Source organism: Methylobacterium ajmalii (genome assembly GCF_036448855.1).
In the GTDB taxonomy this organism is placed as follows: domain Bacteria; phylum Pseudomonadota; class Alphaproteobacteria; order Rhizobiales; family Beijerinckiaceae; genus Methylobacterium; species Methylobacterium ajmalii.
The window spans coordinates 1-24,189 of sequence record NZ_JAZFXT010000002.1 but is presented as its reverse complement, the minus strand read 5'-3'; the positions used below and the strand labels follow the sequence as shown (position 1 = coordinate 24,189).

Genomic DNA, 24,189 nt, shown 5'->3' with positions numbered 1-24,189 from the left:
CGGCAGATATGGCAAGCCGCACCGGGCCCGGAAAGAGCCCGCGTCACCGCACCTTGGCGACCGCCAGAGTGCTGCCCTCGACCAGCAGGAAGCCGACGCCGGCCCGGCGCAGGGCGGCGACGGCGGCGTGGCGGCTTCTCGCCGCCGGCCCTTCGCCGCCCTCCTCCAGGCGCCGGACGGTCGAGAGCGACAGGCCGCTCGCCCCGGCGAGGTCGCCCATCGACCAGCCGAGCAGGCCGCGGGCGGCGCGCAGGTGCGGGGCCTGCACCGCCTGCTCCAGTCCCTGCCTGATCTGTCCGGTAGGTTGCACCCGCTGCCCGCCGACGCGGGAATTCACGCTGGCCCAGCACAGGATCCCCCCGCCCGGGCCGCGCACCGGGACGAAGACGCCGCGGAACCGGCCGGTCCCGCCCTCGGCGAGACACAGGTGCTGGTCGACCGTGAAGGACCGCCCGGCGACGATCATCTCCTCGAACAGCTCGCTCACGCGCCGGCGCTCGTCCGGCGCCGTCACCCTGGTCCAGTCGGCACGGAACGCTTCCTGGCTCAGGCCCGTGAGGCTGAGGAGTTCCCGCGACGCGACGCGGAACGTCTCCGAGTACGGCGAGGCGTGCTGCCAGGTCTGCGCCTGCTCGAACAGGATCCGGCGGCGCCGCTGCTCCTCGCGATGCAGGGCCGCCATGTGCTCGGGATCGGTCACGTCCATCAGCACGCCGGCGGCCGCCCGAGGTCGACCCTCAAGGGTGAAGTAGACCGTGCCGTGGCCGGACAGGACGCGAACCGACCCGTCCGGCCGGACTATCCGGAAGAAGTAGTTGGTGACGATGCCATCCCGCATCGCCTGCGCCCCGCCTTCGATGAGCGCGCGATCGTCCGGATGGACGAGGTTGAAGAACAGGTCTGTAGCCGGCCTCGCCGCGCCCGGCTCGAGACCGAGCAGGCGGAAGAGCCCGGGGGACCAGGTCTGCTCGTCGGTGGCGAAGGTCCAGGTCCAGGTGCCGGTCAAGCCATGGGCCTCGATCAGCTGGAGCCAATCGCGATCCGCGAAGGCCAGGGTCCGCTGCGGGCCGCCCGGGATGGCGCCCTCCGGTCCGAGCCCGCTCACGCGTCGACCTCCGCGGGCCGATACGGCCCGTCGATCGGCGCCGGGGCCTCGCCGGGCAGCGGCGCATCGACCCCGAGCGGGGCGGGCAGGTCCCGGTCCCAGGGCGGATCGGCGAAGCGGGCCGCCACGAACGCGACCAGGGCCCGGACCTTGGCGGGCGGATTGCGGCGCGAGGGCATCACCGCGTGCAGCGGCAGCGACGGGATCGGCCCGAGATCGAGCGCCACCAGGCTGCCGCGGCGCAGGGCGTCGGCGACCAGGAAGGTCGGCTGGTAGATCAGCCCGAGCCCGGCGGCGGCGGCGGCCACCAGGGCGTCGCCGTTCGAGGCGCGCAGCGAGCCCTCGACCGCCACGGTACCGCCCGCGAAGCGCCAGCCGTCGCTGCTGGCGAGGGTGTAGCCGAGGCAGTTATGGCCGCGTAGCTCCGCCGGGCGGCGGGGCCGGCCCCGCACCGCGAGATAGGACGGCGCCGCGCAGACGCACATCCGGCACGGGGCGAGCGCCCGGGCGACGAGGCGCGAATCGCGCAGATGGCCGATCCGGAGCGCCAGGTCCCAGCCCTCCTCGATCAGGTCGACCGGCCGGTCGTTGAGGCCGAGCTCGACGGCGAGGCCGGGATGGGCACGGGCGAACTCGGCGAGCGCCGGGGCGACCTGCAGCACGCCGAACGAGACCGGCACGTTGAGCCGCAGGGTGCCGCGCGGCTCCGCCGCCTCGGCGCCGGCCTCCGCCTCGGCCTCGTCGATCTCCGCGAGGATGCGCTCGCACGCCTCGAGGTAGCGCCGGCCGGCCTCGGTCAGGGTCAGGCGGCGGGTCGAGCGGTGCAGCAGCCGGGCGCCGAGGCGCTCCTCGAGGGTGGCGACGTGCTTGGTGACGCCGCTCTGCGACAGGCCGAGCGTCCGGGCGGCGGCCGAGAAGCTGCCGGTCGCGGCGACGCGCACGAAGGTCTGCATGGCGGTCAGCCGGTCGAGCACGGGGGCGATCTCACTCCATGGGCGTGAAGTGAACCGACGGAATGCAGCATTCCACCTTGTTTGCAACCGAGGCAGTCTACGCGGGCCGCGGGGGCGATCCCACCGGCCCGGACGCCGAGGAGAGCCCGATGACGACGCCGATCGACCCGCAGACCCGTATCGGGCACGTCCACCTGCGGGTGGCCGACCTCGACCGGGCGCTCGGCTTCTATTGCGGGGTGCTCGGCTTCACGCTGATGCAGCGCTACGGCAGGGAGGCCGCCTTCGTGTCGGCCGGCGGCTACCACCACCATATCGGGCTCAACACCTGGGACAGCGCCGGCGGGTCGCCGCCGCCGCCCGGGAGCACCGGGCTCTACCACGTCGCGATCCTCTACCCGACGCGGGCAGCGCTCGCCGACGCGCTGGCCCGCCTCGACGCCGCCGGGATCCCGCTGACCGGAGCCAGCGACCACGGCGTGAGCGAGGCGCTCTACCTCGACGACCCGGACCGCAACGGGGTGGAACTGTACCGCGACCGCCCCGAGGCGGAATGGCCGCGGGACGAGGCGGGCGCCCTGCGGATGGCGACACGCCGCCTCGACCTCGCGTCCCTGCGGGCTGAGCTTACTCGGGCGCAGATCACTCGGCCGTAGGAGCCTCGGGCGCGCGGAAATAGGGCTCGACCGGGCCCTTCAGCTTCACGGTCATCGCGTTGCCGAAGCGGTCCTTGGCGTTGCCGGCGGCGAGCCGCACCCAGCCCTCGCTCACGCAATATTCCTCGACGTTGGTCTTCTCGACGCCCTTGAAGCGCACGCCGACGCCGCGCTCGAGCAGGGCGGCGTCGTGGAACGGGCTGCGCGGGTCGGTGCTCAGGCGGTCGGGCGGGGTGTCGGACATCGGGCCGGTCTCCGGGATTCAATCGGCGCCCCAGGTAGCCGCTCCCGGCGCCGCTGCCAATCCGCCCCGGGGCGCCTTCCCGCCGTTTGGAATTTTCATAATTCGGATCAAAGTATAATTTTTGGCCGCAATGTAGAAAATCTCCAATATTTCATGATGATCTTGCCGTCGCGAATGTCTTGCTGCATGGAGGGCTTGCCGATCCCCGGCACGATCCGAGATGGAGGCCGCGATGGCGCGAGCGCTGATCCTGATTCACGGCTGTGCCGGTCTGTTCCGCGAGGGATGGCCCCCGGTCGGGCTGCCCTGGGAGCGGCTCGTCGTCCTGCTGAGCGAGGCGGAGCGCGCACGATGACCTTCCACCAGCACGAGCGCACGCGGGCCGAGGCCGAGATGCGGGCGCAATCGGCCCTGGAGCGGGCCCTGACCCTGGCCTTCTGGGACGCCCTGGAGCGGGGGCCGCTGCCGCCGATGGCCGCGCTCGAAGCCGCGGCCCGCACCGTCGGCGCGCTCTATCGCCAGATCGCTTCCCTGCACGGCCCGGCGCCGCGCTGCGGCTGCGGCTGGCAGCCCGAGCCGGACGAGGACCTGATCCGGCTCGAGGCGATGCTGGCGGCGGCCCTCGTCGAGCGGACCCGGCCGGGACTCGCCGACCTGCCGGTGCAGGGGCGGGCCTGAGGGCGGATCGCCCTCGCCCCTCGGGCCCCGACCCGTCCGCCGCGGTCCCGTCCGGCCCCGGCCTTGCCGCGGGATGGGAGAAGGGCCGGACGTCGGCAGCCGCTCAGGCCGCGCCACCGGCGAGCGGCACGGTCGCCAGCACGCCGCCGTCGAGCACCTGGTCGTCGGTGGCCCAGAGCAGCCACAGGGCCTCGACCGTGAGGCGCAGGATCGGCCGGTCCCACCAGCGCTCGATCAAATCGGCCAGGCACGCGGCCTCGGCCGGGTCGAGGTCGTCGGTCAGGGCGTGCAGGCCGACGACGTAGAGGCCGCTCGGGGGCCGGCCCACGATCCGCTGGACCGTCGCCAGCATGTCGGCGCCGTCGCGGCGCTCCGGGTAGACCCGGAGATAGAGGCGCCCGAGATTGACGTTGCCCGAGAAGAGTCCGCGCAGCTCCACCGCGACCGGGCCGAGCGCCGCCAGGGCCGCGCGCTGCCCGTCGGTGAGCGACGGCTCGGCGTCGGACCCGACCGCCAGGGAGCCGCACAGGGTGGCGTGCAGGCGGTCCGCGCGGCACGCGGCGACATCCCAGGCGATCTTTCCGGCAAGGGGAGAGGCGCGCAGCTCCCGTTCCAGCGCGGCGAAGGCCGGCGCGGCGGCAAGCGACGCCTGCGGCACCGGCAGAACCAGCGAGACGACCCGGGGATGGCGCCCGTGATCGTAATGACGGCCTTCCCGCGATGGAATCACGCGAGGGTGGCCGGGCGCCACCAGGGGCAGGTGCGCCAGGCGGTAGGATTCATCGAGGACGAGCCCGTGGCCCGGCGAGAAGACGGTGCGGCTGCGCCGATAGGCCAGGGCCTCGTCCGGGCAGAAGACCGGCCCGGCCGCCAGGATCAGTCGTCCTTCTTGCGGGCGGACTTCACGGTGGGCTTGGCCGCCGGCTTGGTCTCGGCCTTCGGAGCGGGCTTGGCCGCCGGCTTCAAATCCTGCTTGGCGTCGTGCTTGGCGGCGGGCTTCGCCGCGGCCTTGTGGCCCTTCGGCTCCGCGATCACCGCGGTGGAAGGACCGGTGGAGGCGAAGGCCGAGGCTGCGGCCGGCGCCGCACCCTTGTGGCGGGCGAGCAGCTTCGGCTGCGGCACGGTGGCGCCGGTCGCCGCGATGCTGCGGCTCGGCGCGGGCCGTTGCGGCACGGGCTTGGCCACTTTCACCCGGGCCGCGGGCCTCGCGGCGACGGGCTTCGCCGGCGCCGCCTCGTCGGTCGCCGCGATGGCGCTCTCGGCCGGGTCGCGGCCGGTCCAGACCAGCACCGGCTGCAGCGGCGCCCGCGGCGGCAGGGCGCGGTTGCGCAGGGCCGCGCTGTTCATGGTGGCGAAGGCCAAAGCCGAGGAGGGCGGCGCCCCGGCCGCCATCAGCTGGGCGTTGGCATTGTCGGCGTTGCCCCCGGCCGCCGCGGCGCTCGCGGTGAGGGCGGCGGAATCCGCATCCGTCGGCATCGGCCGGCGCTTGTCGCAGATGTAGGGCCGCATGTCGGGCGGGGTGGCGATCGACGAGGCCGGCAGCTCGGCGAGGGTCTGGCCGCCGAAGCTGAAGCCCGACTGGCCGAAGCCGTAATCGAACAGGTCGGCGGCCTTCAGGTCGCGCTCGCGGGCGCTCGACTGGCCCATCACTACCGTGAGGATGCGCCGGCCGTTGCGGTTGGCGCTCGCCACCACGTTGAAGCCGCCCGAGCAGATGAAGCCGGTCTTCATCCCGTCGACGCCGGCATAGCGGCCGAGCAGGCCGTTGTGGTTCGGCATCACGGCGCGGCCGAACTGGATCGCCGAGATCGAGAAGAGGTCGCGGTTCTCGGGAAAGTCGCGCAGCAGCGCCCGGCCGAGCACCGCCATGTCGCGGGCCGAGGTCCATTGCCGCGGGTCGGGCAGGCCGTTGGGGTTGGTCCAGCGGCTGTCGCGCATGCCGAGGCGCTGCGCGGTCTCGTTCATCTGCGCGGCGAAGCCGTCGATCGAGCCGCCGAGATTCTCGCCGATCGCCCAGGCGACGTCGTTGGCCGACTTCACCATGATGATCTTGAGCGCGTTGTCGAGGGTGAGCTGCGTGCCGGGCTTGAAGCCCATCTTGGAGGGCGGCTCGGCCGCCGCGGCCTCCGAGATGGTGAGCAGCTGGTCCATCGAGGCGCGGCCCTGGCGCACCATGTCGAGGGCGACGTAGGTCGTCATCAGCTTGGTGATCGAGGCCGGGAACCACGGATCGGTGGCGCCCTGGCTGTAGATCACCTTGCCGGAATCGACGTCCACGACCAGCATCGGCGCGGTGACCGCCCCCGCCGTTCCGGCAGCCAGAAGAGCACCGAGGCCGAGGAGGCGTCCGGCGAGGCGCGGCAGCAGCGCAGCGTTGAACATTCCGATGGATTCCCGTCGTACCGGTGCCGCCCCGCGGCGCGCCCCGCGACCGTCCGGCCCCTTGCTCCGGGCCGTCCGATCGCGCCGCCCCGGGCACCGCACGGCGGACCGGCCATGATTGTAGGGCAGCGGCGAAGCTTTTGACAGCGCCGCGCGATGCGCCCATGAACCCGACATCCATGGCGGGAGGATGGCGGCCCGCCCCTCCCCCGGCCGCGCACAGGCCCGTCCACAGGCGGGGGACGCGCGCACCGGCCCTGCGCCGGGCACCCTTGCGGGCGCGGGCCGCATCTGACACGCCGGGGCGACCGTCTCGATCCACAGGGGAGCACCGCGCGACGCCGCAAGGCGGCGCCCGACGACCGACATCATGAGCTACGCCGTCAAGGAGATCTTCCACACCCTCCAGGGCGAGGGCGCCCAGGCCGGGCGCGCCTCGGTGTTCTGCCGCTTTTCCGGCTGCAACCTGTGGAGCGGCCGCGAGGCCGACCGGGCGCAAGCCGCCTGCCGGTTCTGCGACACCGACTTCGTCGGCACCGACGGCGTCGGCGGCGGCCGCTTCCCCGACGCGGAGGCCCTGGCCGAGGCGATCGAGCGGACCTGGAACGGGGCGCGCGGCCGGCGCTACGTGGTGTTCACCGGCGGCGAGCCGCTGCTCCAGCTCGACGACGCCCTGCTGGCCGCCGTCCATGCCCGCGGCTTCGAGGTCGCGGTGGAGACGAACGGCACGCAAGCCGCCCCGGCGGGGATCGACTGGATCTGCGTCAGCCCCAAGGCCGGCGCACCCCTGCGCCTCACCGGCGGCCACGAGCTGAAGCTCGTCTACCCGCAGGCCGGCCTCGACCCGGACGCGCTCGCCGAGCTCGACTTCCGCCATCATTGGCTCCAGCCGATGGACGGGCCCGACCGGATCGCCAACACCCAGGCCGCGGTGGCCCATTGCCTGCGCGACGCCCGCTGGCGCCTCAGCCTGCAGACCCACAAGCTGATCGAGATCCCGTAGCCGCCGCACGGGCCCGCACGGGTTCGCCCGCCGGCCCCATCGGTGCTAAGGGGCCGCCCAACTCCATATCCAGAACAGACGACCGATGAAGATCACCCAGGCCTTCACGTTTGAGGCGGCCCACCGGCTGCCGAACGTGCCCGCGACCCATCGCTGCCACCGCATGCATGGCCATTCCTACCGGGTCGAGCTGACCCTCGACGGGCCGGTCGACCCCGAGACCGGCTGGGTCGTCGACTTCTTCGACGTCGAGGCCGCCTTCGGGCCGGTGCTCGAGCGGCTCGACCATTACTGCCTCAACGAGGTGCCGGGCCTCGAGAACCCGACCGCCGAGCACATCGCGGTCTGGATCTGGGAGAAGACCCGGCCGGCCCTGCCGCTCCTGTCCTCGGTCAAGGTGTTCGAGACGCCGATGTCGTGGGCGGAATATACCGGGGCGTGACACGGAGTGCCTGTTCCAGCGCACATGTCAGTCGGCGATCCGGAAAGCAGGCGCTCCTATCCTCTCACCTCATCCTGAGGTGTTGGCGATCGCAGATCGCACGCGATCGAAGATCGACTGACCTCGAAGGAGGGCTCCAGGGATCACGACGACATCTGAAGCCCCCCTTCGAGGCTCCCGTTGGTCGCACCTCGGGATGAGGTGAGAGAACAGGGTCACTCTGCCGTGTTCACACAGCCGACCGAAAAGCCCGCTCGCACAGGCTCCGACGAGGTGGAGCATCAGCAGCGGCTTGCCGACATCGTCCGGGCCGATCCCGACCTGATGGCGCTCCTGGCGAAGGCCCGCGACCTCGCCCTGCCGCAATGGCGCCTCGTCGCCGGCTGCCTGTACCAGACGGTCTGGAACGCTCTGACCGGGCGGCCGCGCGGGCACGGCATCCGCGACTACGACCTGATCTACTTCGACGATGCCGACCTGTCCTGGGAAGCCGAGGACGCAGTCCTGCGACGCGCGGCCCCTTCTCTCGCGGGTGGCGTCGGCCCGGTCGAGATCCGCAACCAGGCCCGGGTCCATCTCTGGTTCGAGCGCCGCTTCGGCAGCCCCTACCCTCCCCTGCCGAGCGCCGATGCGGCCTTGTCCCGCTACGCGGCGGTCGTCCACGCGGTCGGGGTGCGGTTCGAGCCGGACGACGCGCTCTCGATCGTCGCGCCGTTCGGCCTCGCCGACCTGTTCGGAATGGTCCTGCGCCCCAACCCCGCCATCGCCAACGGGCCGGCCTACGCCGCCAAGGCGGAACGGGCACGGGCGCTCTGGCCCGAGATCACGGTGCTGCCGTGGCCTGGAGCGGCCGCCCCGGCTGTCAAGTGCGCGGGAGACACGGCGGCGGTTTCCACCGGACTGTCCCCCGGGCCCTCCCCGTTCTCGACAAGTCGTTGAGCCGGTAGGGATCTTTTGGCGCTCGCAACGTCGCTTCAACGAAACGGTCACGATTCCAGCACCTTGCCGCCGGACAGGCTGTGGATCGGGTGGGGGTGGCTGCAGGGTGTAACGATCGGTTCACCCTGCGGTCGATCGTTCCTGTTGCGAGGCGTCACCAGGACAGCCTAGTTTTTGGCCCATGCCCGCCCTTCGCGCGGGTCTCGTCCCGCTCTGAGATGATCGACCGGACCGGCTTCCGGGCACGACGCGCCCGGGCGTCGCCGTGGGCTGCCGCCAACCCTTGGCGCCGCCTCGCGGATTTCGGGGTCCCCGGTCCTTAAGAGAAACGAGACCAGTTGTTGATAGACCGGGGTGAACCACGGGAAAAAGGCACGGGAGCCGTTGACTCCCTCGGCCCTTCGACCCGGCCGCCGGGCCCCTCGTCCGGGGTGCGGCAAGCGTATCTGCGTACGGACCGGGTCGCGGGCAACCGCGGACGGGCCGAGAAGGGACCAGTCATGCGTGTGGACGGCAGCTTGGCGGAAGGAGTCGGCTCCGGCCGTGGCGGCAACGGCGACGACGGCCGCACCAGCGGCACCGCCGACATCGCGGGAGCCTGGCAGCGGGTGAAGCGCCGCCTGCGGGCGGAGCTCGGCGAGGACGTGTTCGCGAGCTGGTTCGCCCGGCTCGAGCTTCAGGACGTGTCCGGCGGCGTCGCCCGCCTCACCGTGCCGACCCGGTTCCTGAAGAGCTGGATCGAGTCGCACTACATCGACCGGGTGCTCGCCACCTTCCGCAGCGAGGCCGACGGCATCGAGAGCCTGGAGGTCGGGGTGCGCGGCGCCATGGCCCCGGCCCGGCCGGGCGCCGCCGCGGCGGCCAAGCCCGCCCCGGCCCCGCGCCCGGCGGCCTCCGCCGGCCTGGTCGCCGAGCTGCCCGAGCCCGAGCGCCAGGCCCGCGGTGCCGCCCCGGAGGGCGATCTCGGCGGTGCGCCGCTCGACGCGCGCCTGACCTTCGAGAGCTTCGTGGTCGGCCGCTCGAACGCCCTGGCGCACGCCGCCGCCGAGCGGGTCGCGCGCCACGACGGGGGCCCCGCGCTCTACAACCCGCTCTACTTCCATGCCGGCGTGGGCCTGGGGAAGACCCACCTCCTGCACGGCATCGGCCACTCGGTGAAGAATGCCGGGCGGCGGGTGATCTACCTCACCGCCGACCGCTTCATGTACGGCTTCGTCAACGCGCTGAAGACCCAGAGCGCGCTGGCCTTCAAGGAGAAGCTGCGGGCGATCGACGTCCTGATCCTCGACGACGTGCAGTTCATCCAGGGCCGCTCGATCCAGGCGGAGTTCGGCCACACCCTCAACGCCCTCATCGATGCCGGGCGCCAGGTGGTGGTGGCGGCCGACCGGCCGCCGACGGAGCTGGAGGCCCTCGACGAGCGCGTCCGCTCGCGCCTCGCCGGTGGCCTCGTGGTCGAGATCGGCACCCTCGACGAGGCCCTGCGCGCCTCGATCCTGCAGTCGCGCCTGGAGGCCGTGCGGGCTTCGCACCCCGCCTTCGAGGTGGGTCCCGCAGTCGCCGAGTACGTGGCGAAGGCGATCACCGCCAACGGCCGCGACCTTGAAGGCGCGGTCAACCGGCTGCTCGCCCACGCGACGCTGACCGGAGCACCCGTCACCCTCGACACCGCCGAGACGGCGATCCGCGACCTCGTGAAGAACCGCGAGCCGAAGCGGGTCAAGATCGAGGACATCCAGAAGCTGGTGGCGAGCCGCTACAACGTCTCGCGCTCCGACATCCTCTCCGAGCGCCGCACCGCCGCGGTGGTCAAGCCGCGCCAGATCGCCATGTACCTCTCGAAGGTGCTGACGCTGCGCTCCCTGCCGGAGATCGGCCGGCGCTTCGGCGGGCGCGACCACACCACGGTGCTCCACGCCGTGCGCAAGATCGAGAAGGCGATCGGCGAGGACACGGCGCTGTGCGACGAGGTCGAGCTCCTGAAGCGCATGCTCCAGGATTGAGGCTCCGGAACCGATGGCCGCGCGCGGGGGAGGCTCGTGGATGAGCCTCCCCCGCCGGCTTGCCTTCGGGGAGCGCCTTCGCCAAAGTTCCCGTCCCGTGCGTGCACGGGGCAACGAGTGCGGTTGCCGGCCTTGAACGGTCGGTCGTTCGAGACACGGATCACCCTGATGAAAGTCACCGTCGAGCGCGCGGCCCTTCTTCGGTCGCTCGGCCACGTGCACCGCGTCGTGGAGCGGCGCAACACGATCCCGATCCTGTCGAACGTGCTGCTGCGCTCGGGGCCGGACGGCCTCCAGCTGAAGGCCACCGACCTCGACATCGAGGTGACCGAGACGATCCCCGCCGACGTGGTCGACGGCGGCGCCATCACGGTGCCGGCCCACGTCATCTACGACATCGTGCGCAAACTGCCCGACGGCGCCCAGGTCTCGCTCGAGACCAGCGGCGAGACCGGCCAGATGCTGATCCGCTCGGGCCGCTCGCGCTTCACCCTCGGCGCCCTGCCGGAGGGCGATTTTCCCGACCTCGCCGCCGGCGAGCTGCCGCACCGCTTCGAATTGCCGGCCGCCGACCTCAAGCGCCTGATCGACAAGACCCAGTTCGCGATCTCCACCGAGGAGACGCGCTACTACCTCAACGGCATCTTCTTCCACACCATCGACGCCGAGGGCTCGCTCAAGCTGCGGGCGGTCGCCACCGACGGCCACCGCCTCGCCCGCGTCCAGATGGAGGCGCCGGAGGGCAGCGGCGGCATGCCGGGCATCATCGTGCCGCGCAAGGCCGTGGCCGAGATCCAGAAGCTCGTCGAGGATGGCGGCGAGACCGTCGGCGTCGAGATCTCGTCGGCCAAGGTGCGGTTCAGCTTCTCGTCCGGCGTCACCCTGATCTCGAAGCTCATCGACGGCACCTTCCCGGACTACGCCCGCGTCATCCCGACCGGCAACGACAAGCGCCTGACGGTCGAGCGCGACCAGTTCGCCAAGGCGGTCGACCGCGTCTCGACCATCTCGTCCGAGCGCGGCCGCGCGGTGAAGCTCGCCATGACCGACGGGCGCCTGTCGCTCTCGGTCAACAACCCGGATTCGGGCTCGGCGACCGAGGAGCTGGACGTCGACTACGAGTCCGGTCCCCTCGATATCGGCTTCAACGCCCGCTACCTCCTCGACATCACCGCCCAGCTCGACGGCGACACGGCGCTGTTCCGCCTCGCCGATCCGGGCTCGCCGACGGTGATCCAGGACCGCGAGGGGGCGCCCGCGCTCTACGTGCTGATGCCGATGCGGGTGTGAGGGCGGGATTGCGCGCTCTCGGAGGTTCGAAATGCCGGGCAGCGCCAGCCTTTCCCACCCACGACCCCATCCTGAGGTGTCAGTCGATTGAAATCGACTGACCTCGAAGGAGGGCTCCAGACGTCTCTGTGATCCCTGAAGCCCTCCTTCGAGGCCTCCGCTTCACTCCGGCACCTCAGGATGAGGTGGCGGATGGGATAAGGCTTGCCGAAAAACGAGCGTGGTCCCGAGCGCCTGCGCCGACCTGTGATATGGCCCGGGGATGACCGAGCCCGACCCCTTGCGCGTCACCCGTCTGATCGCCCGCGACTTCCGCAACCACGCCGATCTCGACCTCGCGGTCGGTCGCCACTTCGTCGCGCTGGTGGGGGAGAACGGGGCCGGCAAGACCAACATCCTGGAAGCCCTGTCGCTGTTCGCCCCCGGCCGGGGCCTGCGCCGGGCCGATTTCGCCGGGATGGCGCGCGAGGGCGGGGCCGGCGGCTTCGCGGTCTCGCTCACGCTGGAGGGGCCGAACGGCGACCACCGCATCGGCACCGCCTGGGAGCCGCCGCGGGGCCGCGACGAGCGCGGCGGCCGGCTCTGCCGCATCGACGGGGCCACCGCCCCCTCCCCCACGGCGTTCGCCGAGCAGGTGCGGGTGGTCTGGCTCACCCCCGATCTCGACGCCTTGTTCCGCGGGCCGGCCGGCGACCGGCGCCGCTTCCTCGACCGGCTGGTGCTCGCCGTCGATGCCGGCCACGGCGCCCGGGTGAGCGCGATGGAGCGGGCGTTGCGCTCGCGCAACCGCCTGCTGGAGGAGCGGCCCGACGACGGGCCGTGGCTCGAGGCGATCGAGCGCGAGGTGGCGGAACTCGCGGTCGCCGTGGCGCTCGCCCGCCGCGAGACGGTGGAACGCCTCGACAGCCTGATCCTGTCCACCCGCGACGAGGCCTCGCCCTTCCCCTGGGCCGGGGTGCGGCTCGAGGGCGATATCGACGACCTCGTGGCTGTGTGGCCGGCGGTCGATGCCGAGGACCGGTACCGCGCCACCTTGCGCCAAAACCGCTTTCGCGACCGCGCCGCTGGCCGGACGCTGGCCGGCCCCCAGGCCTCCGACCTCGTGGTCCGCCACGGCCCCAAGGACGTGCCCGCCGCCACCGCCTCGACCGGCGAGCAGAAGGCGCTGCTGATCGGCCTGGTACTGGCCCATGCCCGCCTCGTCACCGGGATGAGCGGGCTCAGCCCCCTGGTCCTTCTCGACGAGGTCGCCGCCCATCTCGATCCCCGCCGCCGCGCCGGTCTGTTCGACGCGCTGGAGGCCCTGCCGGGCCAGGTCTGGATGACCGGGGCCGATCCGGTGCTGTTCGGGGAGTTGGGCGAACGGGCGGATATGGTGCAGGTGGCGGAGGGGAGCGTGCGGGTTTGAACGGCCTCAGAGCGTCGGCGGCAGCGCCGTCCGGCTGAAGTCGTTGCCGACGAACAGCAGCGGCAGGCCGCGGACGGCCGCGCATGCGTAAGCGAAGCAGTCGCCGAGATTGAGCCGCGCGGGATGGCCCCGCCCTTTGCCGTAGCGGGCGTAAGCCAAGAGGGCGCCATTGACCTCGGCCTCCGCGACGGCAACGAGCCCGATGCGGCCGATCGTCATGAACCCCCTCACCTGCCGGTCGGCATCCTCGACGGACAGGCCGGCCTCGCGGCTGATCGCCGTGACGGCTTCGAAGACCGCGAGGGTCGAGGTGACCGGATCTGACGCCGCGTCGATCTGATTGGTCAGATCGGTCGCTCCGGTCTCCTTGAGCAGGATCGCGACGATCGCCGAGGCATCGACGAACATCAGGGTTCGCCGTTCAGATCGTCGAAGAAGGCCTTGTCCGCCTTCAGCCCGGTGCGCGGGAACGACGCGATATAATCCTGGATCGGCTTGATGCGCTCGACGAGCGGCACGGATTCCTCGCGGCGGGCGATCTCGGCAGCCAGCGCCAGGCGAACCGCTTCCGTCTTGCTCACGCCGGCCATCGTCGCCAATTTGTCAGCCAGCTGATTCACCTCCTGGCTGCGGATGTTGAGCGACATGGGACGCGATCCTGTGTAGACACCGTCGCCAGCATGTCTACACGCCTCGCGCCCCGTCGCAAGGCCGCGCAGAGCGATCGAACCCCATGACAGACCGCCTCGACGAGGCCCGCGCCGCCCTTCGCAAAACCTTCGGCTACGAGGATTTCCGTCCCGGCCAGGCCGAGGTGATCGGCGCCGTGCTCGACGGGCGCGACGTGTTCGCGGTGATGCCGACGGGCTCGGGCAAATCGATGACCTACCAGCTCCCCGCCCTGGTAGAAGAGTCGCTGACCGTCGTCGTCTCGCCGCTGATCGCGCTGATGCACGATCAGGTGAAGCAGATGGAGGCCTTCGGCATCGCGGCCGGCACCCTCAACTCGTCGGTGTCGGAATCGAGCGCCCGCGAGACCTGGCGCGGCATCCGCCAGGGCAGCTTGCGCCTGCTCTTCGTCTCGCCCGAGCGGCTCCTGATGGACGGCCTGATCGAGGCGCTGCAGGGTGCGGGCGTGCGCCGGCTCGCCGTCGACGAGGCCCACTGCGTGTCGCAATGGGGCCACGACTTCCGGCCCGAATATCGCGACCTCGCGCGCGCGCGCGAGGCACTGGGCGACGTGCAGACCGTGGCGCTGACCGCGACGGCGGACGCCGCGACCCGGGCCGACATCTCCGAGCGGCTGTTTCCCCGCGGGCGCAAGCCCGAACTCTTCGTCCATTCCTTCGACCGGCCGAACATCCGCCTGACCTTCGCGCCGAAGGAGCACCCGACCCGCCAGCTCTCGCGGTTCCTGCGCCCGCGCAAGGCCGAGAGCGGCATCATCTACTGCTCGTCGCGCAAGCGCACCGAGCAGATCGCCGAGATCCTGCAGCAGGACGGCTTCAACGCGCTCGCCTACCATGCCGGCCTGGAGCAGAGCGTGCGGATGCGCAACCAGGACACCTTCCTGCAGGAGGACGGCGTCGTGGTGGTGGCGACCATCGCCTTCGGCATGGGCATCAACAAGCCGGACGTGCGCTACGTCTGCCACGCCGACATGCCCTCGACGATCGAGAGCTACTACCAGGAGATCGGCCGCGCCGGCCGCGACGGGCTGCCGGCCGACACGCTCACGCTCTACGGCCTCGACGACATGGCGCTCCGCCGTCGCCAGATCGACGAGAAGGAGGTGCCGGACGACCGCCGCCGAGTCGAGCGCCGCAAGCTCGAGGCGATGATCGGCCTGTGCGAGGGCGCGACCTGCCGGCGCCAGTCGCTGCTCGGCTATTTCGGCGAGCAGAGCGAGCGATGCGGCCGCTGCGACCTGTGCCGCGGCGGCGTCTCGCTCATCGACGGCACGGTGGCGGCCCAGAAGGTTCTTTCCGCGGTGGTGCGCACCGGCCAGCGCTTCGGCGCCGCCTATATCTGCGACCTCGTCCACGGCAAGGAGAGCGAGCAGATCCGCCGCAACGGCCACGTCCAGCTCAAGACCTTCGGGGTCGGCTCCGACAAGCCGGTGGCCGCCTGGCGGGCGATCCTGCGCCAGCTCTTCGCCGCGGGCGCGGTTGCCGAGAACGGCGACGGCTACGGCGGTCTCTCGCTCACCGACAAGGGCGAGGCGATCCTGTTCGGCCGCGAGCCGGTGCAGCTGCGTCCCGATCCCGAACCGAAAGCCCCGAAAGAGCGCCGCCGCGCGACCCAGGACGACGACACGCTCGGCCTCTCGGACACCGACGAGGCGCTGTTCCAGCACCTGCGCGGCCTGCGCGCGACGCTCGCCCGCCAGGAGGGCGTCGCCGCCTACATGATCTTTCCCGATCGCACCCTGATCGAGATGGCGCGCGCCAAGCCCGTCGACCTCTGGGCGCTACGCTCGGTCCACGGGGTGGGCGAGCGCAAGCGGGATGCCTATGGGCAGCCTTTCGTGGAGGCTGTGGCGGAGTTCCTGGCGGATGCGGCGAAGCGGGCGGGGTGAGCGGGGTCTCTCACGCAAAGCCCTTCAGACCGCGTATCCCCGCACCCTGTCGATCCCAAAGGATGTGTCGCATAGCCTCTGTGGCGTAAGGTCGATGCGCTTGGTGGTCGGCGGACTCTCCCGTCCGCTTAGCCATGTTGTCCGCCACCCTGAGCCCGATAGGCAGAACGACCGCATAGGGTGGGCAGAGATGTCTACCCGCCCGCACTCCGTCGGCCGCGCGGACCCGTGAAGGCTGGCGTGTTGTCGTGGTTTTCATCGAGGAGCTTGCGCCAGCGGGTCAGGCGCTCGGGGTTGACCGTCCCGTCGGCGACGGCGGCCTGCACGGCGCAGCCGGGTTCGTGCGCGTGCGTGCAGTCGCGGAACCGGCACGAGTGTGCGAGTTCGGTGATCTCGGCAAACAGCGTTGCGATCCCTTCCGTCGCGCCGCTGACGTGCAGCGTTCGCATTCCCGGTGTATCGATCACCCAGCCGCCCCCCGCGATGGCGTGCAGAGATCGCGCCGTCGTGGTGTGGCGTCCCTTGGCGTCGTGTTCGCGAATGCCTCCGGTTTCCTGGGGACGCGCTTGTCCCGGGCCGGCGAGCGTGTTCACCAGGGTCGACTTGCCGACACCGGAAGAGCCGACCAGCGCCACGGTCTGGCCCACCCCGCACCACGAGGCCAAGGTGCGGGCAGCCTCCGGAAGCCGGGGATTGACGGTCACGACGTCGAGCCCGCGCTGCAACTCGGCCGCCTGACGGTGGTAGACGTCAGCATCGGCCGCCATGTCGGCCTTGGTGAGCAGTATCACCGGATTCGTGCCGCCCTGGTTGGCGAGAGCCAGATAGCGCTCGAGTCGGGCCTGATTGAAGTCGGCGTTGCAGGAGGTGACGATGAACAGCGTATCGACGTTGGCTGCGGCCGGCTGCAGGGTTCGGCTGCCTTCGACGCGCCGCTCCAGGACCGTCCTGCGGGTCAGGCGTCGGTGAAGCATCCGGGTCCGGGGATCAACCAGGACCCAATCGCCCACGGCGAAATCACCGGTATTCGTATGAACGGGTAGCGTCAGCTCGACTGACCCCGCCTCCGACAGGGCGCTCAGGCGTGAGCGGTGAACCATGGCGATCCGCACGGGAGCGAGTTCGGCTTCGTGCGGCTCACGCTGCTCCTCGAAGAAGGTGAGCCAACCCAGGCTCGCAAGCGGCGCAGGCGGGAGGGAATGGGGAAGATCGGTCACCCGGCGACACATGGCATGACCTCGGTCCGGTGACCAGCCGCTCGCAACGGCCCGCCTCATCCTGCCCCTGCGAAGCGCTTGGCGAGGATCATGGCTGCGGCGAGGACGAAGACGGCGAGCGCGGACGATCTGGCGTTTTCGTCATCGCGGGCGAGCCTGCGGCACCAACCTACCTGCCGCTGGGACGATCGACGAGGAACCGCAAGTCCCCCCTTCGACGGGAGAGGAAGAACGCATCCGCCTCATAAGGCTCAGTGTGGCGTGATCGCCATCGTCGGCCGCTCCTGCCGTCCCCGAAAATCTCGCAAGGTCGCGCTCAAGCGCTCCCGCAGCGCCGCCTCCGACAGCGGCCCCGTCACGACAAGACTCGCCACCACCTCCGGATGCTTGAGCCGCTGCTTCGGCGTGCGGGCATGGTTCGCCACCCGCACCTGCCCCTCGGCACCGGGCAGGCCGAAGTAGAAGCTCTCGCCCCGCGTCCCCTGCCCGACCTCCGAAAAACCCTCCGCCAGGAGGAGCGCCCGGGCGCGGTCGATCGCCGCCGCCGGCGTCACGGCCGCCAGCCCGCCTCGTCCTCCTCGCCGCCGTCCTCGGTCTCGCGATACGGCCCGTCGGTCGCCTCCGCGCCGCGATAGCCGGTCGCCAGCACGTAGAGCTCGCTCGAATCGGCCCGGCTCGCCGCCGGCTTGACGTGGCGCACGTTCGAAAAATCGCGCTTGAGGTCGGTGAGAAGCCCGCCCTCGGTGCCGCCCTGCAGCACCTTGGCGAGGTAGGTGCCGCCCGGCGCCAGGATCTCGCGGGCAAACGCCAAGGCGGTCTCGGCGAGCCCCATGATGCGCAGGTGGTCGGTCTTCTTGTGGCCGGTGGCGTTGGCGGCCATGTCGGACATCACGACGTCCGCCGGCCCGCCCAGCATTTCGGTGAGGAGACCCGGCGCGGTCGGATCGAGGAAGTCGAGGGTGACGAAGTCGACCCCGGGCATCGGCTCGATCTCGAGGAGATCGATGCCGACCACCCGGCCCCGCGGCGCCGACGCGCCGGGATGACTGCCGACCTTGGCGGCCGCCACCTGCGACCAGCCGCCCGGCGCCGCACCGAGATCGACCACGCGCTGGCCGGGCTTGAGCAGCCGGAAGCGCTCGTCGATCTCGGTGAGCTTGAAAGCCGCGCGCGAGCGGTAGCCCTCGCGCTTGGCGCGGGCCACGTAGGGGTCGTTGAGCTGGCGCTCGAGCCAGAGCTTGGAGGAGACCGTGCGCCCGCGCCCGGTCTTGACCCGCTGCTTCAGGTCGCCCCGGAGGCCGCCGCCGCGACGATCGCTCATATCCCGTGACCTTCGATGATCGAAAAAAATCGTTCTAGAGCATTTTTCGACGAAGTAGATACCGGTTCGTCGGAGAAAATGCGGCAAAATCAAACACCTAGAGCGCTTCGCGATCACGGAGCGATCGTGAGGCGCACGAGGTCAATGACGCTCCGGGCCCGCGGGCGCAAGCCCGCTTCTCCGAGGAGTCCTGCGCGAGCAAGCCCGGAGGCCGTCAGCTCGGCCGCCCTCCCCGGCGCCACACCCCGTCCTCGCGCATCATGTTCATCAAGAGACCCTCGCGCAGGCCGCGATCGGCGATGCGCAGGCGCTCGGACGGGAAGGCCCGGCGGATCGCCTCCAGGATGGCGCAGCCGGCCAGCACTAGATCGGCCCGGTCGCGGCCGATGCAGGGATTCTGCGCCCGGTCCGACAGGCGGGTCGAGAGCAGGCCGTCGATGGCGTCGGTGACCTCGCGGTCGCGCATCCATAACCCGTCGATCCGGCGCCGGTCGTAGCGCGGCAGGCGCAGGTGGGTGGCGGCGAGCGTCGTCACCGTGCCGGAGGTGCCGAGCAGGTGGAAGTTCGGCGCGTGGGCCGCCGCGCCGGCGATCAGCGCGAACTTGGTCAGGCGGTCGGCGACCTCCTCGACCATGCCCTCGAAGACCGGGCGGGTCACGTCGGCCCCGCCGTAGCGCTCGGCCAGGGTGACGACGCCGACGGGCAGCGAATCCCAGGCGCGGATGCGCAAGGTGGGGTCGGCGCTGCGGGCGAGCGCGGCCGAACCGTCGAGCCAGATGATCTCGGTCGAGCCGCCGCCGATATCGAAGATCACCACCGATTCGGCGTGCCGGTCGGCGAGCGCCGCGCAGCCGGTGACCGCGAGATAGGCTTCCGTGCGCCGGTCCACCACCTCGAGGTCGAGCCCGACCTCGCGGTGGACCCGGTCGACGAAGGCCGCGCCGTTGACGGCGAGGCGGCAGGCCTCGGTGGCGATCGACTTCGACCGCACCACCCCGCGGCTGCGCATCTTGCCGAGGCAGACCGCGAGCGCGTCGACCGTGCGCTCGACGGCGTCGTCGCTGAGCCGGTCCGTGGTCCCCAGGCCCTCGCCGAGGCGCACGATGCGCGAGAACGCGTCGATCACCCGGAACCCGTAGGGCGCCGGCTCGGCGATCAAGAGCCGGCAGTTGTTGGTGCCGAGATCGAGCGCCGCATAGGCGCGCCGGTCCGGACGACGTGGGGGGTCGACCCCCGCCGGATCCGGCGGAGGCGCGGTCGCGCGCGCTGTCTCGGCATACTCCGCGGCGCGCGCCGGCACGGAGACGGCCGTCTCATCCCTCATCGGCGATGCCGATATCCTTCACCTCCGACCCTGGCGGGACGGATTAAGCCCATCACATGAGACAAGCTTACGTGGCTCCGGGCCGAACGCAAAGCCGCGATCGTGCCGCGCCGCGCGCCGATGCACCGGGACGACGCGGCTCCGACCAAGCACAGCCGTCGATCGACGACCGGGATTCGTCGGTCAATCGACCGCCGACCCGGTCAGCTCGGCCTGCGTGAAGCGCTGCTGCTCCTCCATCACCAGCCCGGCGAGCTCGCGCTTCAGCGCGTTGAACTCGGCCGAGGCGGTGTCGCGCGGGCGGGCGAGCGGCACGATCAGGTCGCGCTTCATCCGGCCCGGGCGGTAGGTGAGCACGACGATGCGGTCGGCGAGGTAGATCGCCTCCTCGATCGAGTGGGTCACGAACACGATGGTCTTGCGGTACTCGGCCCAGATCCGCAGCAGCTCGTCCTGGAGCGTGCGCCGGGTCAGTGCGTCGAGGGCGCCGAACGGCTCGTCCATCAGCATCACCGGCGGGTCGAGGGCCAGGATGCGGGCGATGGCGACGCGCTGGCGCATGCCGCCCGACAGGTCCTTGGGAAACCGCCCGAGGAAGTCCGACAGGCCGAGCTTCTGGGCGATGCGGGCGACCACCGCGTCGGCCTCGGACCGGGCGACGCCCTTGATGTCGAGGCCGAAGCGGATGTTCTGCTCGACCGTCATCCACGGAAACAGGGCGTATTCCTGGAAGACCATGCCCCGCTCGGGGCCCGGATCGACGACCGGGCGCCCGTTCATCCGGATCGACCCGCCGGTGAGGGGCGAGAACCCCGCGATGGCGTTGAGCAGGGTGGACTTGCCGCAGCCGGACGGCCCGAGCAGGCAGACGAACTGCCCGCCCGGGATCGCCGCGGACACGCCGTCGAGCGCCACCACGGCGCCCTCGCCGGTGCCGAACACCTTCGAGGCGTTCTCGATAACGATCTCGGCGGCGCCCGGGCCGGGGCGGGCGGCGGGCTCGGCGCGGCGGAGCGGGGCCGTCGCGGTCTTTGCTTGCGCGGTCATGGTCAGCGCTCCAGGCCGCGATGCCAGCGCAGCAGGTGGTCGTTGAGGCGCGACATCGCGCCGTCGATGACGAGGCCGAGGATGCCGATCGTCAGCATGCCGCCGATGATCTTGTCCGACCACATGTACTCGCGCGCCTCCAGGATCCGGTAGCCGAGCCCGTCCGAGACCGCGATCATCTCGGCGACGATCACCACGATGAAGGCGGTGCCGATGCCGATGCGCATGCCGGCGAGCACGAAGGGGCTCGCCGCCGGCAGGATCACCCGCCGGAACATCGTCCAGGAATTGGCCCCCAGGTTGCGGGCCGCCCGGATATAGATCGAATCGACCTGCCGCACGCCCGCCACCGTGTTGACGAGGACCGGAAAGAAGGTACCGAGCGCGATCAGGAACAGGGCCGGCGGGTTGCCGAGCCCGAACCACACGATGGCGAGCGGGATGTAGGCGATCGGCGGGATCGGCCGCAGGATCTGCAGGAGCGGATTGACGAGGGCGTAGAGCCGGTCGCTCGTGCCCATCAGGAGCCCGACCGGCAGCGCGAGGCCGACGCCGATGGCAAAGCCCGCGATGACGCGGCCCAGGCTCGCCACCGCGTCGTGCGGCAGCTCGCCGGAGAAGAGCCAGGCGGCGTAGCTCTGGGTCGCGGGGTCGTAGGGCAGGGCCGGCACGAGGCTGGCGATCCAGCGCGAGGCCACCGCGCTCGGCGGCGGCAGCACCACGGCGGAGAAGAGGCCGGCGCGGCTGGCGGCCTCCCACAGGATCAGGAGCCCGACCGGCAGCAGGGCGCCGCGGAAGGCGGAGAGACGATTCACGATGACGGCTCAGTTCGTTTTGGCGCCGAGTTCGGCCTTTGCCTTTTCGAGCAGGTCGAGCTTGACCCACTCGGCGTCTCCCTTCGGCGGGTTGACCATCTTGCCGAGCCCGTACTTGTGCATCAGGTCGGCCGTGACCTGCATGTGGCCGGCCGGCATGTCGTAGGTGTAATCCGCGTTCTCCATCGAATCGCGAAAATCCTTGCTGCTGAGCTGGCCCTTGAACACCGTTTCGCGGACGTACTTCTCGGCGAGATCCGGCTTCTCGATGAACGTCTTGGTCGCCTCGACGAACAGCTTGAGAACCCGGGCGGCGATCTCGGGCTTCTCGGTATACATCTTCTCGGTCATGACGAGCGGGCGGTAGGGCACGCCGACCGGGGTGTCGTAGGGCTTGACGATCTCGTAGCCCCAGCCGTTCGAGATGGCTTGCGTCGATTGCGGCTCGCTCTGGCAGATCACGTCGACGTACTTTTGCGCCAGCGCCTGGTTCAGGTCGGCGTAGTTGTTGAAGTAGACGAGCTGCACGTCCTTGCCCGGCCGTTCGGACCAAGTGATGCCGTTCTTCTCGAGCTCGGCGAGCAGCATCAGGTCCTGGGTGCCGCCGCGCACCACCGCGACCTTCTTGCCCTTCACGTCGGCCAGCGTCTTGGCGCCGAGATCGGGCCGGCCGAGGATGCGCACGCCGCCATTGGCGAAGCCCGCCACCACCAGAAGCTTCACGCCGTTGCCGCGCGCCGCCACCGCGCCGTCGGCCCCCGAGGCCGCGATGTCGATCTGGTCCACCGCCATCGCCGGATAGATGTCGGCGCCCTTGGCGAACTGCTTCTCGTCGATCTTGAGGTTATATTTTCCGGCGATCTCCTTCATGTAGGAGATCGCGCCGTAATGGGCGAATTTCAGGTTGCCGAGGCGCACGACGTCCTGGGCGGCGGCCGGGCCGGAGATGGCCGCCAGGGCGGCGGCGACGGCGGCGAGGCGCTTGAGCATGCTTCACTCCCTGTCCGTCCGGCCACTGGCGGGCCTGAATCGGTTCGGACGGGATCTTGGACAAAAGTCGAGGCTGGCGGAAGCGTGATCGCGGGGCCGACGCTAAGACTTTAGACTCCGGGATTAAATCCGGACCACGGTTCGCCGATGTCAGAACCTGATCGCGACACCCTTACAGCAGTCCCTTGACCGCGGCCGCGGCGGCCAGCCGCGGCTGGGGCCGCAGCAGGCTCTTCACTTGCGAGAACGGACGCGGGCGGTTGATCACCTCGTCGAGGCGCGACCACAGGGTCTTGGGCGAGAACGGCTTGGCGATGATCTCGTTGACGCCGAGGTTGATCGCGCGATCGACCACGTTGCGGCGCGGCTGGGCCAGCATCAGGATGATCGGCACGGTGGGCGCCGGCGAGGTGGCGGGCGTGCGCGCGAGACGAATGAACTCCTCGCCCGAGAGGATCGCCAGGTCCCAGTCGAGCACGACGAGGTCGGGCTTGCTCTCGGCCAGCACGCCCAGCGCCTCGGCGCCGTCGGGCGCTTCCAGGAGACGCTTGATGCCGACGCGCATCAGCATGTCGCGCACGATGCGGCGGATGTAGAGACTCTCGTCGACCACGAGGGCCGAGAGGTCCGGGAAGGTCGGAGTGGCGATCATCGCGGGCTTCGTCTCGAATCTTGCCAGAGATTGAACGGGCAGCCCTACGGTTTCGCTAATCGACGTGGTTAATTCTTGGTGATCTCGACGGCAGCACGGCGACGGGCCACTCTCGCGGCCACGACTCACCGATTCGCGAGGCCCGATGTCCACCACTCTCCTGTTTCGCGACGACGCCTTCCTGCGCGAGGCCGACGCACGGGTCGTCGCAGCCGACGAGACCGGCGTGGTCCTCGACCGGACCGTGTTCTACGCCCAGGGCGGCGGCCAGCCCGGCGACCGCGGCCGGATCGTGCGGGAGGACGGCCGCGCGATCACGGTCGCCGACACCGTCTACGGCGCCGACAAGAGCACGGTGCTGCACAAGGTGGCGCCGACCGAGACGCTGCCGCGGCCGGGAGAGGCGGTCCGCCTCGTTCTCGACTGGCCCCTGCGTCACGCCCGCATGCGCGTGCACACCGCTCTCCACCTGCTCTCGGTCGCCCTCCCCTACCCGGTGACCGGCGGATCGATCGGAGACGGCGAGGAGGGCCGGCTCGATTTCGACATCCCGGATGCCGGGCTCGACAAGGAGGCGGTGACGGGTCGCTTGCGCGAGATGATCGCGCGGGACGCGGCCGTGTCCACGCGCTGGATCAGCGACGCGGAGCTCTTGGCCAATCCGGGGCTCGTGAAAACGATGTCAGTGAAGCCGCCAATGGGCAGCGGGCGCGTGCGCCTGGTGGCGATCGACGGCCTCGACCTCCAACCCTGCGGCGGCACCCACGTCGCGCGGACCGGAGAGATCGGCTCCGTGACGGTCACGGCGATCGAGAAGAAGGGCAAGCAGAACCGCCGCGTGCGCATCGACTTGGCCTGAACACACGAAAAACCCCGCCGGCGATGCCGAGCGGGGTTTTTTGTTTGGTTTGGTTGCGGGGACAGGATTTGAACCTGTGACCTTCAGGTTATGAGCCTGACGAGCTACCGGGCTGCTCCACCCCGCGCCAGGGTGTGTTCGTAATGAGGGAATGCATGACGTGCTTGGCAGGTCTGGCGGTGACCGACTCTCCCGTGTCTTGAGACACAGTACCATGGGCGCTGGGGCGGTTAACGGCCGAGTTCGAGATGGGATCGGGTTCTGATCACCCCGCTCTGACCAC

General features: G+C 70.7%; 25 protein-coding genes, 1 tRNA gene, 1 rRNA gene and 1 pseudogene. 10 read left to right on the top strand and 18 right to left on the bottom strand.

From position 1 onward, the window contains the following. Window positions 1–43 precede the first annotated feature (43 nt). Window positions 44–1,105 (bottom strand): PAS domain-containing protein, encoded by a 1,062-nt coding sequence (locus V3T34_RS00355; RefSeq protein ID WP_305078515.1) that lies wholly within the window; start codon window positions 1,103–1,105, stop codon window positions 44–46. Then, window positions 1,102–2,079: a LysR family transcriptional regulator gene (locus V3T34_RS00350; RefSeq protein WP_305078516.1), complete on the bottom strand. Its 978-nt coding sequence runs from the start codon at window positions 2,077–2,079 to the stop codon at window positions 1,102–1,104. Before V3T34_RS00350 ends, V3T34_RS00355 begins: the two co-directional genes overlap by 4 nt. 128 nt (window positions 2,080–2,207) lie before the next feature. On the opposite strand from V3T34_RS00350, the gene V3T34_RS00345 reads away from it, so the two are divergent. Further along, entirely contained in the window at window positions 2,208–2,714 is a 507-nt protein-coding gene (locus V3T34_RS00345) for a VOC family protein (protein WP_091884737.1), read from the top strand. Here V3T34_RS00345 and V3T34_RS00340 read toward each other — a convergent pair. Beyond that, on the bottom strand, window positions 2,701–2,958 hold the full coding sequence (locus V3T34_RS00340; RefSeq protein ID WP_060849118.1) for a DUF3297 family protein: 258 nt from the start codon (window positions 2,956–2,958) through the stop codon (window positions 2,701–2,703). The genes V3T34_RS00345 and V3T34_RS00340 overlap by 14 nt on opposite strands. A 351-nt stretch (window positions 2,959–3,309) precedes the next feature. On the opposite strand from V3T34_RS00340, the gene V3T34_RS00335 reads away from it, so the two are divergent. After that, a complete protein-coding gene (locus tag V3T34_RS00335) occupies window positions 3,310–3,636 on the top strand; it encodes a hypothetical protein (protein WP_305078517.1) in 327 nt (108 codons plus the stop codon). 103 nt (window positions 3,637–3,739) lie between these two features. On the opposite strand, the gene V3T34_RS00330 is transcribed toward V3T34_RS00335, so the two are convergent. Then, complete coding sequence (locus V3T34_RS00330; protein ID WP_331369076.1) at window positions 3,740–4,366, bottom strand: hypothetical protein; 627 nt, start codon at window positions 4,364–4,366, stop codon at window positions 3,740–3,742. 146 nt (window positions 4,367–4,512) lie between these two features. Further along, a complete protein-coding gene (locus V3T34_RS00325) occupies window positions 4,513–6,018 on the bottom strand; it encodes a D-alanyl-D-alanine carboxypeptidase family protein (RefSeq protein ID WP_305078519.1) in 1,506 nt (501 codons plus the stop codon). A gap of 370 nt (window positions 6,019–6,388) precedes the next feature. Between V3T34_RS00325 and queE the strand changes: the two genes are divergently transcribed. The 6 genes from queE (at window position 6,389) to recF (ending at window position 13,103) form a co-directional block, all read left to right on the top strand. After that, window positions 6,389–7,021 (top strand): 7-carboxy-7-deazaguanine synthase, encoded by a 633-nt coding sequence (gene queE, locus V3T34_RS00320; RefSeq protein WP_305078520.1) that lies wholly within the window; start codon window positions 6,389–6,391, stop codon window positions 7,019–7,021. Between the two features lie 85 nt (window positions 7,022–7,106). Further along, window positions 7,107–7,463 (top strand): 6-carboxytetrahydropterin synthase QueD, encoded by a 357-nt coding sequence (gene queD / locus V3T34_RS00315; RefSeq protein WP_060849121.1) that lies wholly within the window; start codon window positions 7,107–7,109, stop codon window positions 7,461–7,463. A 273-nt stretch (window positions 7,464–7,736) separates the two neighbouring features. After that, entirely contained in the window at window positions 7,737–8,402 is a 666-nt protein-coding gene (locus V3T34_RS00310) for a nucleotidyltransferase family protein (protein ID WP_305078521.1), read from the top strand. A gap of 500 nt (window positions 8,403–8,902) precedes the next feature. After that, on the top strand, window positions 8,903–10,405 hold the full coding sequence (gene dnaA / locus V3T34_RS00305) for a chromosomal replication initiator protein DnaA (RefSeq protein ID WP_305078522.1): 1,503 nt from the start codon (window positions 8,903–8,905) through the stop codon (window positions 10,403–10,405). A 168-nt stretch (window positions 10,406–10,573) separates the two neighbouring features. Further along, a complete protein-coding gene (dnaN, locus tag V3T34_RS00300; RefSeq protein WP_060845197.1) occupies window positions 10,574–11,695 on the top strand; it encodes a DNA polymerase III subunit beta in 1,122 nt (373 codons plus the stop codon). A 262-nt stretch (window positions 11,696–11,957) separates the two neighbouring features. Next, the gene (recF, locus tag V3T34_RS00295; protein ID WP_305078523.1) at window positions 11,958–13,103 is read left to right on the top strand and encodes a DNA replication/repair protein RecF; all 1,146 of its coding nucleotides are present in this window, start codon (window positions 11,958–11,960) and stop codon (window positions 13,101–13,103) included. A gap of 6 nt (window positions 13,104–13,109) precedes the next feature. On the opposite strand, the gene V3T34_RS00290 is transcribed toward recF, so the two are convergent. Both V3T34_RS00290 and V3T34_RS00285 read right to left on the bottom strand, forming a co-directional pair. After that, a complete protein-coding gene (locus V3T34_RS00290) occupies window positions 13,110–13,511 on the bottom strand; it encodes a type II toxin-antitoxin system VapC family toxin (protein ID WP_305078524.1) in 402 nt (133 codons plus the stop codon). Next, a complete protein-coding gene (locus V3T34_RS00285; protein ID WP_091884723.1) occupies window positions 13,511–13,750 on the bottom strand; it encodes a type II toxin-antitoxin system VapB family antitoxin in 240 nt (79 codons plus the stop codon). Before V3T34_RS00285 ends, V3T34_RS00290 begins: the two co-directional genes overlap by 1 nt. Window positions 13,751–13,836: 86 nt before the next feature. On the opposite strand from V3T34_RS00285, the gene recQ reads away from it, so the two are divergent. Continuing rightward, on the top strand, window positions 13,837–15,681 hold the full coding sequence (gene recQ, locus V3T34_RS00280) for a DNA helicase RecQ (protein WP_305078525.1): 1,845 nt from the start codon (window positions 13,837–13,839) through the stop codon (window positions 15,679–15,681). A gap of 194 nt (window positions 15,682–15,875) precedes the next feature. Here the strand turns inward: recQ and rsgA are convergent, their stop codons facing one another. From rsgA to V3T34_RS00235, 9 genes and pseudogenes are all read right to left on the bottom strand, one after another. Then, on the bottom strand, window positions 15,876–16,910 hold the full coding sequence (rsgA, locus tag V3T34_RS00275) for a ribosome small subunit-dependent GTPase A (RefSeq protein WP_305078526.1): 1,035 nt from the start codon (window positions 16,908–16,910) through the stop codon (window positions 15,876–15,878). A 44-nt stretch (window positions 16,911–16,954) separates the two neighbouring features. Beyond that, window positions 16,955–17,119, bottom strand: a pseudogene (locus V3T34_RS00270) (IS5/IS1182 family transposase); the annotation flags it as partial. Between the two features lie 30 nt (window positions 17,120–17,149). Beyond that, entirely contained in the window at window positions 17,150–17,452 is a 303-nt protein-coding gene (locus V3T34_RS00265; RefSeq protein ID WP_244533402.1) for a hypothetical protein, read from the bottom strand. Further along, entirely contained in the window at window positions 17,449–18,219 is a 771-nt protein-coding gene (locus tag V3T34_RS00260) for an RlmE family RNA methyltransferase (protein ID WP_060845204.1), read from the bottom strand. The genes V3T34_RS00265 and V3T34_RS00260 overlap by 4 nt, the downstream gene beginning before the upstream one ends. 214 nt (window positions 18,220–18,433) lie before the next feature. After that, the gene (locus V3T34_RS00255; RefSeq protein WP_060845205.1) at window positions 18,434–19,543 is read right to left on the bottom strand and encodes a Ppx/GppA phosphatase family protein; all 1,110 of its coding nucleotides are present in this window, start codon (window positions 19,541–19,543) and stop codon (window positions 18,434–18,436) included. A gap of 183 nt (window positions 19,544–19,726) precedes the next feature. Continuing rightward, on the bottom strand, window positions 19,727–20,590 hold the full coding sequence (locus V3T34_RS00250) for an ABC transporter ATP-binding protein (RefSeq protein WP_305078527.1): 864 nt from the start codon (window positions 20,588–20,590) through the stop codon (window positions 19,727–19,729). A gap of 2 nt (window positions 20,591–20,592) precedes the next feature. Then, on the bottom strand, window positions 20,593–21,375 hold the full coding sequence (locus V3T34_RS00245) for an ABC transporter permease (RefSeq protein ID WP_407942628.1): 783 nt from the start codon (window positions 21,373–21,375) through the stop codon (window positions 20,593–20,595). A 39-nt stretch (window positions 21,376–21,414) separates the two neighbouring features. Then, window positions 21,415–22,395: an ABC transporter substrate-binding protein gene (locus tag V3T34_RS00240; protein ID WP_091884708.1), complete on the bottom strand. Its 981-nt coding sequence runs from the start codon at window positions 22,393–22,395 to the stop codon at window positions 21,415–21,417. 172 nt (window positions 22,396–22,567) lie between these two features. Further along, entirely contained in the window at window positions 22,568–23,047 is a 480-nt protein-coding gene (locus V3T34_RS00235) for a response regulator (protein WP_048432124.1), read from the bottom strand. A gap of 145 nt (window positions 23,048–23,192) precedes the next feature. Between V3T34_RS00235 and V3T34_RS00230 the strand changes: the two genes are divergently transcribed. Then, the gene (locus V3T34_RS00230) at window positions 23,193–23,906 is read left to right on the top strand and encodes an alanyl-tRNA editing protein (RefSeq protein WP_305078528.1); all 714 of its coding nucleotides are present in this window, start codon (window positions 23,193–23,195) and stop codon (window positions 23,904–23,906) included. Between the two features lie 50 nt (window positions 23,907–23,956). Here V3T34_RS00230 and V3T34_RS00225 read toward each other — a convergent pair. Both V3T34_RS00225 and rrf read right to left on the bottom strand, forming a co-directional pair. Next, window positions 23,957–24,033 (bottom strand) — tRNA-Met (locus tag V3T34_RS00225). A 44-nt stretch (window positions 24,034–24,077) separates the two neighbouring features. Next, a 5S ribosomal RNA gene (gene rrf / locus V3T34_RS00220) occupies window positions 24,078–24,189 on the bottom strand; the annotation flags it as partial.

What these genes read in the sequence shown, in the direction of transcription:
- V3T34_RS00345 (WP_091884737.1), top strand. Translation starts at nt 2,208, where the DNA reads ATGACGACGCCGATCGACCCGCAGACCCGTATCGGGCACGTCCACCTG.
- V3T34_RS00340 (WP_060849118.1), bottom strand. Translation starts at nt 2,958, where the DNA reads ATGTCCGACACCCCGCCCGACCGCCTGAGCACCGACCCGCGCAGCCCG.
- V3T34_RS00335 (WP_305078517.1), top strand. Translation starts at nt 3,310, where the DNA reads ATGACCTTCCACCAGCACGAGCGCACGCGGGCCGAGGCCGAGATGCGG.
- V3T34_RS00325 (WP_305078519.1), bottom strand. Translation starts at nt 6,018, where the DNA reads ATGTTCAACGCTGCGCTGCTGCCGCGCCTCGCCGGACGCCTCCTCGGC.
- queE (WP_305078520.1), top strand. Translation starts at nt 6,389, where the DNA reads ATGAGCTACGCCGTCAAGGAGATCTTCCACACCCTCCAGGGCGAGGGC.
- queD (WP_060849121.1), top strand. Translation starts at nt 7,107, where the DNA reads ATGAAGATCACCCAGGCCTTCACGTTTGAGGCGGCCCACCGGCTGCCG.
- dnaA (WP_305078522.1), top strand. Translation starts at nt 8,903, where the DNA reads ATGCGTGTGGACGGCAGCTTGGCGGAAGGAGTCGGCTCCGGCCGTGGC.
- dnaN (WP_060845197.1), top strand. Translation starts at nt 10,574, where the DNA reads ATGAAAGTCACCGTCGAGCGCGCGGCCCTTCTTCGGTCGCTCGGCCAC.
- recF (WP_305078523.1), top strand. Translation starts at nt 11,958, where the DNA reads ATGACCGAGCCCGACCCCTTGCGCGTCACCCGTCTGATCGCCCGCGAC.
- V3T34_RS00290 (WP_305078524.1), bottom strand. Translation starts at nt 13,511, where the DNA reads ATGTTCGTCGATGCCTCGGCGATCGTCGCGATCCTGCTCAAGGAGACC.
- V3T34_RS00285 (WP_091884723.1), bottom strand. Translation starts at nt 13,750, where the DNA reads ATGTCGCTCAACATCCGCAGCCAGGAGGTGAATCAGCTGGCTGACAAA.
- recQ (WP_305078525.1), top strand. Translation starts at nt 13,837, where the DNA reads ATGACAGACCGCCTCGACGAGGCCCGCGCCGCCCTTCGCAAAACCTTC.
- rsgA (WP_305078526.1), bottom strand. Translation starts at nt 16,910, where the DNA reads ATGTGTCGCCGGGTGACCGATCTTCCCCATTCCCTCCCGCCTGCGCCG.
- V3T34_RS00260 (WP_060845204.1), bottom strand. Translation starts at nt 18,219, where the DNA reads ATGAGCGATCGTCGCGGCGGCGGCCTCCGGGGCGACCTGAAGCAGCGG.
- V3T34_RS00255 (WP_060845205.1), bottom strand. Translation starts at nt 19,543, where the DNA reads ATGAGGGATGAGACGGCCGTCTCCGTGCCGGCGCGCGCCGCGGAGTAT.
- V3T34_RS00250 (WP_305078527.1), bottom strand. Translation starts at nt 20,590, where the DNA reads ATGACCGCGCAAGCAAAGACCGCGACGGCCCCGCTCCGCCGCGCCGAG.
- V3T34_RS00240 (WP_091884708.1), bottom strand. Translation starts at nt 22,395, where the DNA reads ATGCTCAAGCGCCTCGCCGCCGTCGCCGCCGCCCTGGCGGCCATCTCC.
- V3T34_RS00235 (WP_048432124.1), bottom strand. Translation starts at nt 23,047, where the DNA reads ATGATCGCCACTCCGACCTTCCCGGACCTCTCGGCCCTCGTGGTCGAC.
- V3T34_RS00230 (WP_305078528.1), top strand. Translation starts at nt 23,193, where the DNA reads ATGTCCACCACTCTCCTGTTTCGCGACGACGCCTTCCTGCGCGAGGCC.